At 71.2% G+C, this 18,008-nt stretch carries 11 protein-coding genes; 7 read left to right on the top strand and 4 right to left on the bottom strand.

Annotated features, from left to right (window positions below):
• Nucleotides 1–161: 161 nt before the first annotated feature.
• From O7597_RS05520 to mce, 3 genes are all read right to left on the bottom strand, one after another.
• Nucleotides 162–1,442 (bottom strand): DivIVA domain-containing protein, encoded by a 1,281-nt coding sequence (locus tag O7597_RS05520; protein WP_164447617.1) that lies wholly within the window; start codon nucleotides 1,440–1,442, stop codon nucleotides 162–164.
• Nucleotides 1,443–1,732: 290 nt separating this feature from the next.
• Nucleotides 1,733–3,088: a crotonyl-CoA carboxylase/reductase gene (gene ccrA, locus O7597_RS05515; protein WP_281582172.1), complete on the bottom strand. Its 1,356-nt coding sequence runs from the start codon at nucleotides 3,086–3,088 to the stop codon at nucleotides 1,733–1,735.
• Nucleotides 3,089–3,349: 261 nt separating this feature from the next.
• Entirely contained in the window at nucleotides 3,350–3,823 is a 474-nt protein-coding gene (gene mce / locus O7597_RS05510) for a methylmalonyl-CoA epimerase (protein ID WP_269738032.1), read from the bottom strand.
• A 61-nt stretch (nucleotides 3,824–3,884) separates the two neighbouring features.
• Between mce and O7597_RS05505 the strand changes: the two genes are divergently transcribed.
• The 6 genes from O7597_RS05505 (at nucleotide 3,885) to O7597_RS05480 (ending at nucleotide 10,622) form a co-directional block, all read left to right on the top strand.
• On the top strand, nucleotides 3,885–5,084 hold the full coding sequence (locus O7597_RS05505; protein ID WP_281582171.1) for an acetyl-CoA C-acetyltransferase: 1,200 nt from the start codon (nucleotides 3,885–3,887) through the stop codon (nucleotides 5,082–5,084).
• Complete coding sequence (meaB, locus tag O7597_RS05500) at nucleotides 5,081–6,085, top strand: methylmalonyl Co-A mutase-associated GTPase MeaB (RefSeq protein ID WP_281582170.1); 1,005 nt, start codon at nucleotides 5,081–5,083, stop codon at nucleotides 6,083–6,085. The genes O7597_RS05505 and meaB overlap by 4 nt, the downstream gene beginning before the upstream one ends.
• A gap of 85 nt (nucleotides 6,086–6,170) precedes the next feature.
• Complete coding sequence (locus tag O7597_RS05495; RefSeq protein WP_269738029.1) at nucleotides 6,171–6,575, top strand: Asp23/Gls24 family envelope stress response protein; 405 nt, start codon at nucleotides 6,171–6,173, stop codon at nucleotides 6,573–6,575.
• Nucleotides 6,576–6,679: 104 nt separating this feature from the next.
• Entirely contained in the window at nucleotides 6,680–8,368 is a 1,689-nt protein-coding gene (locus O7597_RS05490) for a methylmalonyl-CoA mutase family protein (RefSeq protein ID WP_269738028.1), read from the top strand.
• Between the two features lie 99 nt (nucleotides 8,369–8,467).
• Nucleotides 8,468–9,379: a tetratricopeptide repeat protein gene (locus tag O7597_RS05485; protein WP_281582169.1), complete on the top strand. Its 912-nt coding sequence runs from the start codon at nucleotides 8,468–8,470 to the stop codon at nucleotides 9,377–9,379.
• Between the two features lie 67 nt (nucleotides 9,380–9,446).
• Nucleotides 9,447–10,622 (top strand): arginase family protein, encoded by a 1,176-nt coding sequence (locus O7597_RS05480; protein WP_348650805.1) that lies wholly within the window; start codon nucleotides 9,447–9,449, stop codon nucleotides 10,620–10,622.
• A 52-nt stretch (nucleotides 10,623–10,674) separates the two neighbouring features.
• Here the strand turns inward: O7597_RS05480 and O7597_RS05475 are convergent, their stop codons facing one another.
• Nucleotides 10,675–12,630, bottom strand: a complete 1,956-nt coding sequence (locus tag O7597_RS05475; protein ID WP_281582168.1) for a penicillin-binding transpeptidase domain-containing protein — start codon at nucleotides 12,628–12,630, stop codon at nucleotides 10,675–10,677.
• A 285-nt stretch (nucleotides 12,631–12,915) separates the two neighbouring features.
• Here O7597_RS05475 and O7597_RS05470 point away from each other — a divergent pair, with 285 nt between their 5' ends.
• The gene (locus O7597_RS05470) at nucleotides 12,916–17,970 is read left to right on the top strand and encodes an NAD-glutamate dehydrogenase (RefSeq protein ID WP_281582167.1); all 5,055 of its coding nucleotides are present in this window, start codon (nucleotides 12,916–12,918) and stop codon (nucleotides 17,968–17,970) included.
• The last annotated feature ends 38 nt before the right edge of the window (nucleotides 17,971–18,008 follow it).

Genomic DNA, 18,008 nt, shown 5'->3' with positions numbered 1-18,008 from the left:
TCCTCACACGCATCAGGCCCTCCTGGGGCGATACGGACGCCGTGGATTGGAGGTACTTCACACGGATCGCGGCGGGTGTGGGACGCATGACGGCGTGAGGTGCCACCGGTGTCCCGGTGTCACCTCACGCCGTAAATTCATGCCCCGGTACGGGAGGCGGCTCAGCTGGCCGACTCGGCGGCGACGGGCTTCTCGGAGCCCTCCGCCTTGGTGTCCTCCGCCTTCGTGGCCTCGACCTTGGCGACCACCGCGTCGGCCACCCCCGGCACCAGACCGGCGAGGCCGGCGAGGCTGGACCGGATCTGGACGAGCTGGGCGGTGACGGCATCCTTCTGCCGGGTGAGGTCCTCGACCTCGCGGCTGGCCGCCTGGGTGGTCAGCTCGGCCTCGGTGCGGGCCTCGCTGAGCAGCCGCTGCGACTCGGCGCGCGCCTCGTTGAGCGTCCGCTCGGCCAGGGCCTTGGCCTTCTCCACCGTCTCGGTGGCGTTGCGCTCCGACTCGACCCGGCGGGCCTCGGCGCGCTGCTCGATCTCCTTGGCCCGGTCCTGCGCGGCGCGGGCCCGCTGCTCGGCCTCGTTGACCAGCTTCTGGGTCTGCGCGACCTGGGCGGCGTGCCGCTCCGACTCCTCGCGCTCGGCCTTCTCCCGCCGCTCCGCGAGCTGCAACTCCAGAGCCTGGAGATCCTTGTCGCGCTTGTCGCGGGCGTCGGTGAGCAGCTTGGTCGCCTCGGCGCGCTTCTCCTCGGCCTCGCGGGCGGCCTTGGCCCGCTGCTGGGTGATCTCGCGCTCGGCGGTGGCCCGCAGGGTGGCCACCTCGCGCTCCACGGTGGACTTCAGCTCGGCGACCTCGTGGGCGGTCACCGTACGCAGCTGCTTGGTCTCCCGATCCGCGTCGGCGCGCAGCGTGTCGGCCTCGCGTCGGGCCTGGACGCGCACCTCGGCGGCCTCGCGCTCGGCGGCGGTGCGGACGTTGCCGGCCTCCCGCTCGGCGGTCGCCTTCATGGCCGCGGCCTCGGCACGCGCCTTGTCGGTGATCTCCCGCGCCTCGAGGCGGGCGGCGGAGAGGATGCCCTCCGACTCGCGCTTGGCCTCGTTGCGGTGGTCGTTGGCCTGCTCCTCGGCGAGCCGGAGGATCTGCTCGACCCGGGTGCCGAGGCCGGACAGCGTGGGCCGGCTGTTCTCCTCCAGCTGCTTGCTGGTGTCGGTGAGCTTCTGCTCAAGGGCGGTGAGCCGCTGCTCGGACTGCCGGAGCCGGCGCTGCGCGTCGTTGAGCGCCTGCTCGGCGTCGGCGCGGTCCTTGTTGGCCTGGCTCAGCGCGGCGTTGAGCCGGCCGATGAAGTCGTCGACCTGACCGGTGTTGTATCCGCGCAGGCCAACCGTGAAATCTGGCTGCGAGTTCGCGTTATCGAAGAACGCGAGAGGGGAGGACTGCTGCTGGGGCATTGGGACATACTGGCAGACTCCCTGGGGTGCTTCGCAAGAGCGTGCCGCCCTTTGCCGTCCGCATTACATGGTCAACTCCGGGCGGTGGTCGGCCACCGGGTCGACAGGCGATCTTGCCAGCTCCGGGGCGAGCCGGATGGCACGGAGCGTGACGTGGAAAAGGGCCGTGGCGGGATCGCGCACGGCCCCTTTGTTTCCGCGTCGCTCTCTCACACGAATGGGCGTCAGGCCGCCCGTGTGGAAAGCCAATCGGCGATCACCGAATGGCCACCGGCGCCTCGGCCGTCAGGTCAGCGCCCACGGAACCGGTTGATGGCCTCGACGTGGCGGGCGCGTAGCTCAGGGTCGCGTACGCCCAGTCCGTCCGCAGGGGCCAGACAGCGCACGCCGACCTTGCCCTGGTGGGCGTTGCGGTGCACCTCGTACGCGGCCTGGCCGGTCCGCTCCAGCGGGTACGTCCTCGACACGGTGGGGTGGATCCTCCCCAGCGCCACCAGCCGGTTGGCCTCCCACGCCTCGCGGTAGTTGGCGAAGTGACTGCCCACGATCCGCTTCAGGTGCATCCACAGGTAGCGGTTGTCGTACTGGTGCAGGAAGCCACTGGTGGAGGCGCAGGTGACGACGGTGCCACCGCGCTTGGCGACGTAGACGCTGGCACCGAAGGTCTCCCGGCCCGGGTGTTCGAAGACGATGTCCGGGTCCTCGCCGCCGGTGAGCTCCCGGATCCGCTCGCCGAAGCGGCGCCACTCGTCCGGATTCTGGGTCTCCTCGTCCGACCAGAACCGGAAGCCCTCGGCGGAGCGGTCGATGACCAGCTCGGCACCCATCCGTCGACACAGCTCCGCCTTCTCCGCGGAGGAGACGACACAGACCGGGATGGCGCCGCCGTTGAGCGCCAACTGGGTGGCGTAGCCGCCCAGCCCGCCCGAGGCGCCCCAGATCAGCACCACGTCGCCCTGCTTCATGTTCGCGCCGTGGTGCGACACCAACTGCCGGTACGCGGTCGAGTTGACCAGCCCGGGGCTGGCCGCCTCCTCCCAGCTCAGGTGCGCCGGCTTGGGCATCAGCTGGTTGGCCTTGACCACGGCCAGCTCGGCCAGGCCACCGAAGTTGGTCTCGAACCCCCAGATCCGTTGCTGCGGGTCGAGCATCGTGTCGTCGTGACCGGCCGCGTCCTCCAGCTCGACCGACAGGCAGTGGGCCACCACCTCGTCGCCCGGACGCCAGCGGCTCACCCCGGCACCGACCCGTAGCACCACTCCCGCCGCGTCGGAACCGACCACGTGGTACGGCAGGTCGTGCCGACGGGCCAGCTCGGAGGTGCGGCCGTAGCGGGTGAGAAACCTGAAGGTGGACAGCGGCTCGAAGATGCTGGTCCAGACGGTGTTGTAGTTGATGGCGCTGGCCATCACCGCGACGAGCGCCTCTCCCGGGCCGAGTTCCGGCGTCGGCACCTCCTGCAGGTGCAGGGCCTTGCGGGGGTCCTTGTCCCGGGTGGCCATGCCGTCGAACATCCCGGTCTCCCCGGCCCGGACGACCACGCCCCGGTAGCTGTCCGGTACCGGCAGCCCGGCGACGCCGGCCAACTCGCGCGCCGGGTCGGCCGACCCGTCCGCGGCCATGATGGCTTCGAGAATCTCCTGCACGGTGACCTCCGGTTCTCGCCGCGCCAGCGGCGGGCCTGGGCTGCCATCGTCGACGCCGTTCGGCGGCCGTCACCATGTCGGCCGCCGCCACATACCGCGCCACCGGGCTACCTGTGAGGCCGGAGGTTACTGAACGGTAGCTAAGGCTGGAAAGCCTCCTGTGAGAAAGTGCATCGGCCACTGCGCGGAGGTGCGTGCCTGCCCGGGCAAGCGCACACCTCCGTGCTCGCGGCTCGTCAGGTCGGGTGGGCGCGGGCCGGGTCAGTGGGACGCGGCCGGTTGCACCAGTTCGATCAATACGCCGCCGGCGTCCTTCGGGTGCACGAAGTTGATCCGGGAGTCGGCGGTGCCGCGTTTCGGGGTCTCGTAGAGCAGCCGCACGCCACGCTCGCGCAGTGCCGCGCAGGCCGCGTCGATGTCGGTCACCGTGTACGCCACCTGCTGAACGCCCGGCCCGTTGCGGTCCAGGAACTTCGCGATCGTCGACTGCGGGGTCAGCGGCGCGAGCAGTTGCACGCAACCGCCCTCGGCGCTCGGCCCGACCGTCAACATCGCCTCCCGGACGCCCTGCTCGGCGTTGGTCTCGGTGTGCACGCAGCGCATCCCGAACGTGCGCTGATAGAAGTCGATGGCGACGTCGAGGTCGGGCACCGCGATCCCGACATGGTCGATGCGGCGCAGCCCGATGTCTGTGACATAGTCGGCAGCGGGCTCGGCGGGGGAGTTCTCAGGCATGACGTTAGTCTGGCCGAACATTCGTTAAGGCGTACAGTGCGGCATCCCCTCGGAGGCAGGTATGGCTTCGGTGATCGTCAGCGGCGCGCGGACCCCGATGGGGCGCCTGCTGGGCAACCTCAAGGACCTACCGGCGACCAAACTCGGCGGCATCGCCATCTCCGCCGCGCTCGAACGGGCGGGAGTCGCACCCGACCAGGTGCAGTACGTGATCATGGGCCAGGTGCTCCAGGCCGGCACCGGGCAGATCCCCGCCCGGCAGGCGGCCGTCGAGGCCGGCATCCCGATGTCCGTACCGGCCCTGACGATCAACAAGGTCTGCCTCTCCGGTCTCGACGCGATCGCCCTGGCCGACCAGCTGATCCGGGCCGGCGAGTTCGACATCGTGGTGGCCGGCGGCATGGAGTCGATGACCAACGCCCCGCACCTGCTGCTCGGTCAGCGTGCCGGCTACAAGTACGGCGACGTGGTGATCAAGGACCACATGGCGCTCGACGGGCTGGCCGACGCCTGGGACTGCTGCTCGATGGGTGAGTCCACCGAGCGGCACGGCGGCACCCGCGGCATCACCCGCCAGGAGCAGGACGAGTTCGCGGCCGGCAGCCACCAGCGCGCCGCCGCCGCCCAGAAGAACGGCCACTTCGCCGAGGAGATCACCCCGGTGGTCATCCCGCAGCGCAAGGGTGACCCGCTGGTGATCAGCGAGGACGAGGGCATCCGGCCGGACACCACCGCCGAGTCCCTGGCCAAGCTCCGTCCGGCGTTCACCTCCGACGGCACCATCACCGCCGGCAGTTCCTCGCCGATCTCCGACGGCGCCGCCGCCGTGGTGGTGATGAGCAAGGCGAAGGCCAAGGAGCTGGGTCTGGACTGGCTGGCCGAGGTGGGAGCGCACGGCAACGTGGCGGGTCCGGACAACTCCCTGCACTCGCAGCCGTCCAACGCCATCCAGCACGCCCTGCGCAAGGGTGGCCTGGCCGTCTCCGACCTCGACCTGATCGAGATCAACGAGGCGTTCGCCCAGGTGGGCATCCAGTCGATCCGTGACCTCGGCGTCAGCCCGGACAAGGTCAACGTCAACGGCGGCGCGATCGCGCTCGGCCACCCGATCGGCATGTCCGGTGCCCGGCTCGTGCTCACCCTCGCGCTGGAACTCAAGCGGCGTGGCGGCGGCACCGGCGCGGCCGCGCTGTGCGGCGGCGGGGGCCAGGGCGACGCGCTCATCATCCACGTGCCCGACCCCAGCGAAACCGATCTGTGAGCGAGTCGGACACCCGCGTCCCGGCGGCGGCGACCGGTTCGGTGCGCCGCAGCCGGGACGTACCGATGCTCGTCGAACGGGCCCGCGACGGTGACCCCCGCGCGGTCGCCCGGCTGATCACCCTGGTCGAGTCGGGCGACGGGACCGTGCCGGCGATCGCCGCGGCGCTCGCCCCGTACACCGGACGGGCCCAGGTGGTGGGCCTGACCGGTTCGCCGGGGGTGGGCAAGTCCACCACCACGAACGAGCTGGTCCGGGCCCTACGCGCGCACGGTCACCGGGTGGGGGTGCTGGCCATCGACCCGTCCAGTCCGTTCACCGGCGGCGCGATCCTCGGTGACCGGGTTCGGATGCAGGACCATGCCACCGACCCGGGCGTCTACATCCGCTCGATGTCCAGCCGAGGGCATCTCGGTGGGCTGTCGGCGGCCACCCCGCAGGCGGTGCGGGTGCTGGAGGGCGCCGGTTGCGACGTGGTGCTCGTGGAGACCGTCGGCGTCGGGCAGGCGGAGGTCGAGGTGGCCTCCCTGGCCGACACCACGCTGGTGCTGCTCGCGCCCGGAATGGGCGACGCGATCCAGGCGGTGAAGGCCGGCATCCTGGAGATCGCCGACGTCTTCGTGGTCAACAAGGCCGACCGGGACGGCGCCGACGCCACGGTCCGCGACATCCAGGGCATGATCGCCCTCGGCGAGCGTGGGCCGGGCCAGTGGCGTCCGCAGGTGGCGCGGACGATCGCCGCGCGTGGTGAGGGCATCGACGACGTCGCCGCCGCGATCGACAAGCACCGCGCCTGGCTGGTCGAGCACGACGAGCTGCGCCGGCGGCGCGAGGCACGGGCCGCCGCCGAGGTCGAGGCGATCGCGCTGGGCGTGCTCCGCTCCCGGATCGGCTCGCTGCGCGACGGTACGCAGCTGCCCGCGCTCGCCGCCGAGGTGGCGGCCGGTGCCACCGATCCGTACGCGGCAGCCGAGGCGTTGCTGGCTCAGCTCTCCGGGTAACCGCGTCCACTGCGGACCGCCGGAGACGGTTAGGCTCGCACCGCCGCGCGGTTGCGCGGCTGCCGCGACGGCCGCTGGGGGACGCATGGATCACGAGATGACGCAGGAGCTGGCGATGACGCCGGACGCGGTGGCGGGCGGGCGCACCCACATCTCGGACGAGGTGGTGGAGAAGATCGCGGTGGCGGCGGCGAAGTCGGTGCCCGGCGTGGTCGAGCTGGGTGGCGACATCGCCCGGTTCTTCAACGCGGTGCTCGACCGGGTGGGGCTCGACCAGGTCGGCGACGCGCGGCGGGGGTGCTCGGCGCACGTGACGAACGGCGGTGCCGTGATCAACCTGGTGCTCGTGACCGACGCCGGGCATCCGGTGCCCGAGGTGACCACGGCGGTGCGGGTCGCGGTGACCAGGGCGGTGGAGGCGTACGGGCTGCGGGTCGACGAGATCAACATCCGGGTGGACGACGTGGCCATCGACGGTCCCGCCGGCTGAGTTCGCGCAGCTCGGGTTACCGGCCGGTACGAACTACCTTATCGATCGTTCAGGCAGGGGCTCTACACTCGATCGCAGTCGAGGACTCGAGGAGGAGCCCGGGGATGAACGCCGACGACATCGCGGCCGGGCGGGCCCGCTGGCAGGCCCGCTACGACTCCGCGCGCAAGCGGGACGCCGACTTCACCACGCTCTCCGGGATGCCCGTCGAGCCGGTCTACGGTCCGCCGGAGGGCGTCGCGTACCCGGGCTTCGAGCGGATCGGCTGGCCCGGGGAGTTCCCCTACACCCGGGGCCTGCACCCGACCGGCTACCGGGGGCGGACCTGGACCATCCGCCAGTTCGCCGGGTTCGGCAACGCCCGGCAGACGAACGAGCGCTACAAGATGATCCTGGGCGCCGGTGGCGGCGGGCTCTCGGTCGCCTTCGACATGCCCACCCTGATGGGGCGCGACTCCGACGACCCGCAGTCGCTCGGCGAGGTGGGCCACTGCGGGGTGGCGGTGGACAGCGCCGCCGACATGGAGGTGCTCTTCGACGGCATCGACCTGGCCGGGGTGACCACGAGCATGACCATCTCCGGCCCGGCGGTGCCGGTGTTCTGCATGTACCTGGTCGCCGCCGAGCGGCAGGGCGCCGACCTGTCGAGCCTCGACGGGACGTTGCAGACCGACATCTTCAAGGAGTACATCGCGCAGAAGGAGTGGCTGTTCGACCCGGAGCCGCACCTGCGCCTGATCGGCGACCTGATGGAGTACTGCGCGGCCGAGATACCGCGCTACAAGCCGCTGTCGGTCTCCGGGTACCACATCCGGGAGGCCGGCTCGACGGCGGCGCAGGAGCTGGCGTACACCCTGGCCGACGGCTTCGGCTACGTCGAACTCGGGCTGTCGCGTGGGCTCGACGTCAACGTCTTCGCCCCCGGGCTGAGCTTCTTCTTCGACTCGCACGTCGACTTCTTCGAGGAGATCGCCAAGTTCCGGGCCGCCCGCCGGATCTGGGCCCGCTGGTTGCGTGACGTCTACGGCGCCACCAGTGAGAAGGCGCTCTGGCTGCGGTTCCACACCCAGACCGCCGGCGTGTCGCTGACCGCGCAGCAGCCGGTCAACAACGTGGTACGCACCGCCGTCGAGGCGCTCGCCGCGGTGCTCGGTGGCACCAACTCGCTGCACACCAACGCCCTGGACGAGACCCTCGCCCTGCCCACCGACTCCTCCGCCGAGATCGCCCTGCGTACCCAGCAGGTGCTGATGGAGGAGATCGGGGTGACGAACGTGGCCGACCCGCTGGGCGGCTCCTGGTACGTCGAGGCGCTCACCGACCGGATCGAGGCCGAGGCGGAGGAGATCTTCGCCCGGATCCGCGCGCTCGGTGGCGACGGCCCGCACCAGATCGGGCCGATGACCTCCGGCATCCTGCGGGGCATCGAGGACGGCTGGTTCACCGGACAGATCGCCGAGGCCGCGTTCGCGTACCAGCAGGCGCTGGAGAAGGGCGACAAGAAGATCGTCGGCGTCAACTGCCACACCGGTACGGTCGCCAAGGAGTTGGAGATCCTGCGCATCTCGCACGAGGTGGAGGTGGAACAGCGCCGGACACTGGCCGAGCGCAAGCGCGCTCGGGACGAGGGCCGGGTGCGTGCCGCGGTCGAGGCGATGGTGGCGGTGAGCCGTACCGGGGGGAACATGATCCCGGCGATGCTGGACGCCGTCCGGGCGGAGGCGACGCTGGGCGAGATCTGCGACGCGCTGCGGGCCGAATGGGGCGTTTACCGCGAGCCCGCACGGTTCTGACCTTCGGCCCACCAGGGCGGCTGGGCAGGGGTGACAGTGGCAACTGCGCGGGCCGAGGCTGATCCGAGTTCGGCGGACTGCGTGCGAGACTAGACAACCATGAGCGACCCACGGATCACCTCGTCGATCTTCACCCGCGGCGCGGTCGACCTCAGCGCGCTGCGCACCCCTGCCCCCAGTTCCACACCGGCTCCGGTCCAGGCCGGCCCGCCCGCCGGGGCACCCGGCGGCGCCGTCGGCGGGGTCACCGTCATCGACGTGACCGAGGCGACCTTCCAGTCCGAGGTCCTGGAGCGCTCGCTGACCACACCCGTCGTGATCGACTTCTGGGCCGAGTGGTGTCAGCCCTGCAAGCAGCTCTCCCCGGTGCTGGAACGGCTGGCGGTGGAGGGTGGCGGCGCCTGGGTGCTCGCCAAGGTCGACGTGGACGCCAACCCGCGGCTCGCGCAGATGTTCCGGGTCCAGGGCATCCCGATGGTGTACGCGGTGGTCGGCGGGCAGCCCGTCGACGCCTTCTCCGGCGTGGTGCCCGAGGCGCAGCTGCGCCAGTGGATCCAGGCCGTGCTCAAGGCCGGCGGGGTGAGCGTGGCCGAGCCGGAGGATCCACGGCTCGACGAGGCGGACGACGCGCTGATGAGCGGCGACCTGGACGCCGCCGAGCAGGCGTACCGGAAGATCCTCGCCGAAACCCCGGCGGACGCCGCCGCCGAGGCCGGGCTGGCCCAGGTGGGACTCGCCCGCCGGGTGGCCGGCGCCGACCCGCAGGCCGCGCTCACCGCCGCGGCGGCCAAACCCGACGACGTCGACGCCCAACTGCTCGCCGCCGACATCGAGGTGCTCAGCGGTCTGGCCGATCAGGCGTACCAGCGCCTGGTCGGGTTGGTCCGCCGCACCGCGGGTGACGACCGGGAGAAGGTACGCCAGCACCTGGTCGGCCTGTTCGCCATCGCCGGCCCGGACGACCCCGCCGTCGCCTCGGCCCGTCGGGCCTTGGCCAGCGCCCTGTTCTGAGTACCTGCCACGCCAGCGCGGGCCGGCGTGTCGCCGGCCCGCCTCCACCCCAGGAGGACGGGAGCTCATAATGCGCCGGATCGCCGTCCTCGACGCGCCGAGCAACCTCGGCCTGCGCCCGCCCACGCCCACCTCCGTTCCCGGCTGCGGGAAGGCACCCGGTGCGCTCCGGGACCAGGGGCTGCTGCCCCGGTTGCGGGCCCGCGACGCGGGCTGCCTGACCCCGCCCCGCTACGACGCCGGTGACTGGCGACCCGGCGACGGCGTCTGCCACGCGCGCGAGATCGCCGACTACTCGGCGGCACTGGCCGACCGGATCGGCGCGATCATCGACCGGGGCGAGTTTCCCGTGGTCCTCGGCGGTGACTGCTCGATCCTGCTCGGCTCGGCGCTGGCCATGCACCGGCTCGGCGAGGCGGTAGGTGGCCGGATCGGGCTGGTCTTCGTCGACGGCCACTCCGACTTCCGGCACCCCGGGAACGCGTCGTACGTGGGTGCGGCGGCGGGTGAGGACCTCGCCCTGGTCACCGGCCGGGGCCAGGCCGACCTGGCGGGCATCGAGGGACGGCGACCCTACTTCCGGGACGTCGACGTGGTGGTGCTCGGCATCCGCGCCCAGGACGAGTACCGGCTCGACCTGCAGGCCGCCGGGATCATCACCCGACCGGTGCCGGCGCTGCGCGCCGAGGGTGCGGCGCGTACCGCCCAGTGGGCGCACGAGCAACTGGCCGACTGCGCCGGCTACTGGGTGCACGTCGACGTGGACGTGCTCGACCCCGCCGTGATGCCGGCGGTCGACGCGCCCGACCCGGGTGGCATCGCCTTCGCCGAGCTGGAGATCCTGCTCGCCGGTCTGGTCGACACCCCGCACTGCCTCGGCGTCGAGCTGACCGTCTTCGACCCCGACTACGACCCGGACGGCGGGTACGCCGCGGAGATCGTCAACACCGTGGTGTCCGGCCTGCGGCCGGTGACCGCCCCCGGCTCGGCGCCCTCCCGGCTGCGTGCCGAGCAGGCGCCGGCTCCCGCTCCCGGGCCGCGCCGGAGCATCGATCAGCTCGGCCCACCGGACGCACCGGCACCGGTCCACGGCGGTCAGCTCCACGACGATGCCGCGAGCGGCGCGGACGTGTCCGACGGTGGCCCGGCTGACCAGGACCTGACCGATGGTGACCTGGGCGGCGCGGGTGTCTCGACGGAGACCACCCGTCCGGCGACCGCCACCGGCGGGCCGGCCGCCTGACCCCGCACGGACCGGCCGCGCCGAGGGCGCCCCACCGATACCGCTGGGGCGCTCAGTCGGCCAGGGCACGGAGGAAGCGCTCGGCGATCGGTACCGCGGTGCCGCTGCCCGAGCCGCCCTTCTCGACGAAGACGGCGAACGCGACGTCGCCCTGCCAGCCGACGAACCAGGCGTGGGTGTTCTCCGGGTTGTCGTCGTACTCGGCGGTGCCGGTCTTGCCGTGCACCGGCTCACCCGGCACGTCCCGCAGGGCGGTCCCGGAGCCGCTGGTGACCACCTCGCGCATCATCTCCTGGACCGCCGTCACCGCCTCGGGCCGCAACTGCGGCCCGGGCTCGGCGGCCCGTTCCGGCGCGGGATCCACGAGCAACTGCGGTGGCAGGAACCTGCCCCGGGCCACCGCCGCGGTCGCCGCCGCCATGGCCAGCGGGCTGACCACAGTCGTACCCTGACCGATCGCCGCGGCGGCCTGTTCGGTGGCGCCGCCGTTCGCCGAGACCTTGCCGGTGAACGCGTCCAGGCCCAGGTCGCCCCACTCGCCTTCCAGGCCGAGGGTGCGTCCGGCGACGGCCAGGCCGTCCGCGCCCAGCTGGGGGGCGAGCGCGGCGAAGGCGGTGTTGCACGACTTGGCGAAGTCGGTGCGGAACGGCACCTCGCCGAGGGCGAAGTCGTCGGAGTTCTTGAAGGCGCGCCCGTCCACGACGAACCGCTTCGGGCAGGCGACGGTGGTGTCGGGGGTGACCGCGCCGCGCTCGATCAGCCCGAACGCGCTGACCATCTTGAAGGTCGAACCGGGTGGCACCTGCGCGGTGAAGGCCAGGTTCTCCCCGGTGGCGCCGGGGCCGTTGGCGGCGGCGAGCACGGCACCGTCGGTGATCCGAACGGCCACCAGGGCGGCCCGCCGGCGTTCCGCGCGCAGCGCCCGGTCCGCGGCGTTCTGGGTGGCCACGTCGAGGGTGGTGCGAACCGGCTGGCCGGGCTGGGGTTCGCTGCGGAACACCTCGGTGCCGGTCGACTCGACGGTGCCGTCCGGCCCGGCCCGGTTGATGACGACGGCCAGGCCCGGTACGCCACGCAACCGTTCGTCCCAGCGGCCCTGCAGCCCACCGTGACCGACGAGGTCGCCGGGGGAGTAGCGGTCGGGATGGTTGGCGAGGTCCTCGGCGTACGCGGGGTCGACGGTGCCGAGCACCGCCCGGGCGAACTCGCGGGTGGGTGCGAGGTCCAGCTTGTCGGTCGGGAACTTCGTCCCGGACAGGGGGTAGATGCGGGACTTGATCTGTCGGTACGCCTCGTCGCGCAGGGTGACCACCTCGACGAACGCGTCCGGTTTCGCCTCCTTCAGCCGCTTCGGCAGGTCCGACAGGTCGACCGGCGGGGTGATCGCCGGCCGGATGGCGCGGAACGCGCTGTCCAGTTCGCGGATCATGGCCTTGACGTCGGTCACCTCGTTGGGCTGCAACCCCACCCGGACCACGTCGCGGGGCGCCACGATCGGCTCACCGGCGCCGTCGAGCACGGTGGCCCGGGTGGCCCGGTCCCGCCGCAGTCCCAGCCGATCGCCGCGGGTGAGCTGTTCCTGGACGATCTGCGGCTCCCAGATGACCTGCCACTGGTCGTCGCGGCCCTGGGTCAGCCGCACCGGCCGGTCGTACGCCCACCTCGTCCCGCCCGGTAGCGTCCACTCCGCCCGGACGCTGGCGGTGGCGGTGTTCTGGACGACCTCGGGGTCGCCCTGGCGGGTCAGCGTGAGCGGCGCGTCGACGAGCTCGCCGGAAAGCTCCCGGATCTCCTGGACGACGGTGCCGGCGGAGATCTTCGCGCCGGTCGGGTCGACGAAGCCGACCGCGTTCAGGTCGCCCTTACGCCAACCCTCCAGGAAGGCGTCGACGGTGCGCTGCGGGCCGTCCGCACCGGAGCAGGCGACCAGGCCGGCCGCTACGACCAGGCAGGTGGCGGCGACGGCCAGTGGCGACCGGCTGCGGCGGTGTCGGCGCGGAACGAACATCTGTGCTTCCTCCAGGTCGGCTGCTCCGCACGCTAGTACGCCGGCGGGCCGGCCACTGCCCCGCTGGTCCTGGCCAGGCGAAAAGACGGTCTCGTGACGGTGTGATGAACAACATCAGGCGGGGTACTCCGAACCCGGTCGAACCTCGTACCGCAACGGGGTGAAAGGACGGCGTCGGAGATCCGGACGTCCGGCCGGTGGTCCGCCGACGGAAGTACCGATCGGTCGGCCTAGGCTTGGCGGCAGAGTGACCCACAGCGTTGTGGGTCGAGGGGAGTGGCACCGATGGACCGGCGTCCGGCGATCAAACCGGAACCCGACCTCCGGCAGGTTGACACCGGCCGGGACGACAGTTTCGACACGGCGACCGACGGGGACGGTTTCGGTCGGCTAGACACAGGCGCGACCGGAATGACCGGTTCGAGCATCGACACCCTCTACGATCTGGGACTGCCGCCGGAGGCGCTCGCCGACGACGCGGAGGACACCGAGTTCGACGAGCCGGTGCCCAACGCCGAGCGACTCGTGGCCCAGGCCGTGTCGCTTGCCGGCGACGACCACGACGCGGCGACCCTGGTGGGCAGGTTCTGGCGGTTCGCGCCGGACGAGGAGCTGATCGGGTTCACCGCCGAGGAGATGCTCGACGCCGCCCGTGCGCACCGGGAGCTGGCCCGGCAGCGGGTGCCGGGCGAGTTGAAGCTGCGGATCCACTCGCCCGACGCGGAGCAGCACCACAGCGTCGTCGAGATCGTCACCGACGACATGCCGTTCCTGGTCGATTCGGTGACCGCCCTGCTCAACACCCACCACCTGGACGTCCACCTGCTCGTGCACCCGCTGGTCGTGGTGCGTCGGGAGCCGTTGGGGCGGCTGGTCGAGGTCGCCGCCGACGTGGAACCGGACGACGCGATCTCCGGTGACCTGGTCGAGAGCTGGATGCGGATCGAGATCGACCCGGTCCGCGACCCGGAGGAGCGGGACAAGCTGCGCCGGGAGCTGCAGCGGGTGCTGACCGACGTGCGGGAGGCGGTCGAGGACTGGCCGAAGATGCGCCAGCGCGCCCTCGCCCTGGCCGACGAGTTGGCCGCCGCGCGGACCAGTGACAACCGGCCACCGGTGCCGGAGAAGGACATCACCGACTCGGTCGAGCTGCTGCGTTGGCTCGCGCACGACCACTTCACCTTCCTCGGCTACCGGGAGTACCGGCTGGTGCCGAACTCGGCGGCGGACGGGCCGGCGTTGGAGGCGGTGCTCGGCACCGGGCTGGGCATCCTGCGCCAGGACTCGCCGGAGGCGCGGGCGCTGTCCTCGATGACGCCTGAGGCGCACGAGAAGGTCACCGAGAAGCGCCTGTTGATCATCACCAAGGCGAACTCGCGGGCCACCGTGCACCGATCGGCGTACCTCGACTACATCGGCTTCAAGATCTTCGACGAGAACGGCGAGGTGGTGGGCGAGCGCCGTTTCCTCGGCCTGTTCTCCACCGCCGCGTACCGGACCAGCGTCCAGGAGCTGCCGGTGGTCCGGCGCAAGGTCGCCGAGGTGCTGGACCGGTCGGGCCTGAGCCTGCGCAGCCACTCCGGCAAGGATCTGATGCAGATCCTGGAGACGTACCCGCGCGACGAGCTGTTCCAGATCAAGACCGACGACCTGTACCACGCGGTCATCGGGGTGCTGCGGATGGCCGGTCGCCGGCAGTTGCGGGTCTTCCTGCGCCGGGACGCGTACGGGCGGTTCATCTCCTGTCTGATCTATCTGCCCCGGGACCGGTTCACCACCCAGAACCGGCTGCGGATGCAGGACATCCTGCTGCGTGAGCTGAACGGGGTCGGGGTGGACTACACCACCCGGGTGACCGAGTCGATGCTGGCCCGGGTGCACTTCATCGTGCGTACCGACCCGACGAGCCCGCCCGGTGACATCGACGCCGACCTGCTGGCCGAGGAGTTGGCCGACGCGACCCGGTTGTGGGACGACGACTACCGGCTGGTGCTGGAACGCAAGCTCGGCGACGAGCAGGCCAAGCACCTGTTCGGCCGGTACGCCGACGCGTTCCCGGAGGGCTACAAGGACGGGCACACGCCGTACGAGGCGATGAAGGACCTGGCCAAGCTGGAGCTGCTGGAGGAGCCCGGCCAGCTGGAGATGCACCTGTTCCGCAAGCAGTTGGCGCCGCGTGCCGGTAGCCGAGGTCCGGACGTCGACGAGTCGATGGACGTGCGGTTCAAGGTGTACCGCTACGGCGAGCCGATGATGCTCTCGGCGGTGCTGCCGGTGCTGCACTCGCTCGGCGTGAAGGTGGTCGACGAGCACCCGTACGAGGTGGAGCGGGTCGACGGCCGGATCTGGCTGTACGACTTCGGGCTACGACTGCCCGAGGGGCACCAGCAACTGGCCGAGGTACGCCCGCACGTGGAGAACGCCTTCGCGGCGGCGTGGCGGGGCGAGGCCGAGGTGGACCGCTTCAACGAGCTGGTGCTGCTCGCCGGGCTGACCTGGCGTCAGGTGGTGGTGCTCCGGGCGTACGCGAAGTATCTGCGGCAGACCGGCACGGTGTTCTCGCAGGACTACATGGAGTCGACCTTCATCGCGTACCCGCACCTGGCCACGCTGCTGGTGCAGCTGTTCGAGGCGCGGTTCGAGCCGGGCCCGGTCGCTGCCGAGCAGCGCCAGCGACGTGGCGCCGAGCTGGTCGCCGAGATCCGTGCCGCGCTCGACGACGTGGCCAGCCTGGACCAGGACCGGATCCTGCGCTCGTACCTGAACCTGATCCAGGCCACCCTGCGGACCAGCTTCTACCAGCGGCCGGTGGGTGGGCGACCGAAGCCGTACGTGGCGTTCAAGCTCGATCCGCAGGCGATCCCCGAGCTGCCCGCGCCCCGACCGAAGTTCGAGATCTTCGTGTACTCGCCCCGGTTCGAGGGTGTGCACCTGCGGTTCGGGCCGGTGGCCCGGGGCGGCCTGCGCTGGTCCGACCGGCGGGAGGACTTCCGTACCGAGGTGCTCGGCCTGGTCAAGGCGCAGATGGTGAAGAACGCCGTCATCGTGCCGGTGGGTGCCAAGGGTGGCTTCGTGCTCAAGCAGAAGCCGGGTGACCGGGACGAGGCGGTGACCTGCTACCAGGAGTTCGTCTCGGCGCTGCTGGATGTCACCGACAACATCGTGGCCGGTGAGATCGTGCCGCCCGACGACGTGGTCCGCCACGACGGTGACGACCCGTACATGGTGGTGGCGGCGGACAAGGGCACCGCGACCTTTTCCGACACCGCCAACGAGATCTCGACGGCGCACAACTTCTGGCTGGGCGACGCCTTCGCCTCCGGCGGCTCGGCCGGCTACGACCACAAGAAGATGGGCATCACCGCCCGGGGCGCGTGGGAGTCGGTCAAGCGGCACTTCCGGGAGATGGGGCACGACACCCAGAGCCAGGACTTCACCGTGGCCGGCGTCGGCGACATGTCCGGTGACGTGTTCGGCAACGGCATGCTGCTGTCGGAGCACATCCGGCTGGTGGCCGCCTTCGACCACCGGCACATCTTCCTGGACCCGGACCCGGACCCGGCCACCTCGTACGCGGAACGGAAGCGGCTGTTCGAACTGACCCGGTCCACCTGGGAGGACTACAACGCCGAGCTGATCTCCGCTGGTGGCGGTATCTACCCGCGTACGGCGAAGTCGGTGCCGATCTCGCCACAGGTCCGTGCCGTGCTCGGGCTCGACGACGACGTCGACCAGTTGAGCCCGCAGGAGTTGATGAAGGCCATCCTCACCGCGCCGGTCGATCTGTTCTGGAACGGCGGCATCGGTACCTACGTGAAGGCGTCCAGCGAGACCAACGCCCAGGTCGGCGACAAGTCCAACGACGCGATCCGGGTGGACGGTCGCAGCCTGCGCTGCCGGGTGGTCGGTGAGGGTGGCAACCTCGGCTTCACCCAGCACGGCCGGATCGAGTACGCCCAGGCGGGCGGTCGGATGTACACCGACTTCATCGACAACGCGGCCGGAGTGGACTGCTCCGACCACGAGGTGAACATCAAGATCCTGCTGAACACCGCGGTCGCCGACGGCGAGCTGACCATTCCCGAGCGGGACGAGCTGCTCGCCCGGATGACCGACGAGGTCGCGGAGCTGGTGCTGCGGGACAACTACGACCAGGCCAGGGCGATCAACAACTCTCAGGCGCAGGCCACCTCGCTGCTCCCGGTGCACCGCCGGATGATCACAGAGCTGGAGCGCGCCGGAGTGCTGGACCGGTCGCTGGAGGCGCTGCCGCCGGACGAGGAACTGGCGGTACGCACCGAGTCCGGACTGACCGCGCCGGAGTTCGCCGTGCTGTTGGCGTACGTGAAGATCGCCCTGGAGAAGGAGATCCTCACCGACGCGCTGCCCGACGAGGAGTGGACCGGCGAGGTGCTGGTCAACTACTTCCCGACGCCGATGCGGCAGCGGTTCGCCGACCGGATGAACCGGCACCGGTTGCGCCGCGACATCGTGACCACGGTGCTGGTCAACGAGGCGATCAACCGGGGTGGGATCTCGTTCGTCTTCCGGGTGGTGGAGGAGACCGCCGCCACGGCGGCGGACGTGATCCGGGCGTACGTGGTGGTCCGTGAGGTCTTCGGACTGCGCGAGCTGTGGGACGCGGTCGAGGCGCTGGACAACCGGATCGATCCGGAGTTGCAGACGAACGTCTACCTGGACACCCGACGCCTGCTCGACCGGGCGGTCCGGTGGCTGGTGACCAACCGCCGCTCGCCGCTCGACGTGCCGGCGGAGATCGCCCGACTGCGGGACGGGATCGCCCGGCTGCTGCCCGGGATGGAGACGCTCTTCTACGGCAGCGAACGCGAGTCGATCGCGGCCCACATCGACTCGATGACCGAGCGTGGGGTGCCGCGTGAGCTGGCCGAGCGCAGCACCCGCCTGATGTACAGCTTCGGTCTGCTGGACGTGGTGGAGACCGCCGCGAGCACCGGACGGGACGTCGGCGAGGTCGCCTCGGTCTACTTCGTGCTCTCCGACCGGTTCCGGGTGGACTCGTTGCTGTCGAAGATCTCCCTGCTGCCACGCGAGGACCGGTGGCAGACGCTGGCGCGGATGGCGTTGCGGTACGACCTGTACGCCGCGCTCGCCGCCCTCACCGCGGAGGTGCTGGACTCCACGCCGGGCGACCTGCCGCCGCAGGAGCGGGTGCAGCAGTGGGAGCAGTCGAACGCCACGTCGATCCACCGCGCCGAACGGGCGATGGGCGAGTTCGACGAGTCCCGCGCCGACCTGGCGGCCCTGTCGGTCCTCCTCCGCCAGATCCGCACCCTGGTCCGCACCTCCGCCGCCAACTGACCACCCCGCCCTTCGCGATCATGCAGTTGTGGCGCCCC

The organism is Verrucosispora sp. WMMC514 (genome assembly GCF_027497295.1).
GTDB lineage: Bacteria > Actinomycetota > Actinomycetes > Mycobacteriales > Micromonosporaceae > Micromonospora > Micromonospora palythoicola.
This window is presented reverse-complemented; position numbering and strand designations above follow the sequence as displayed.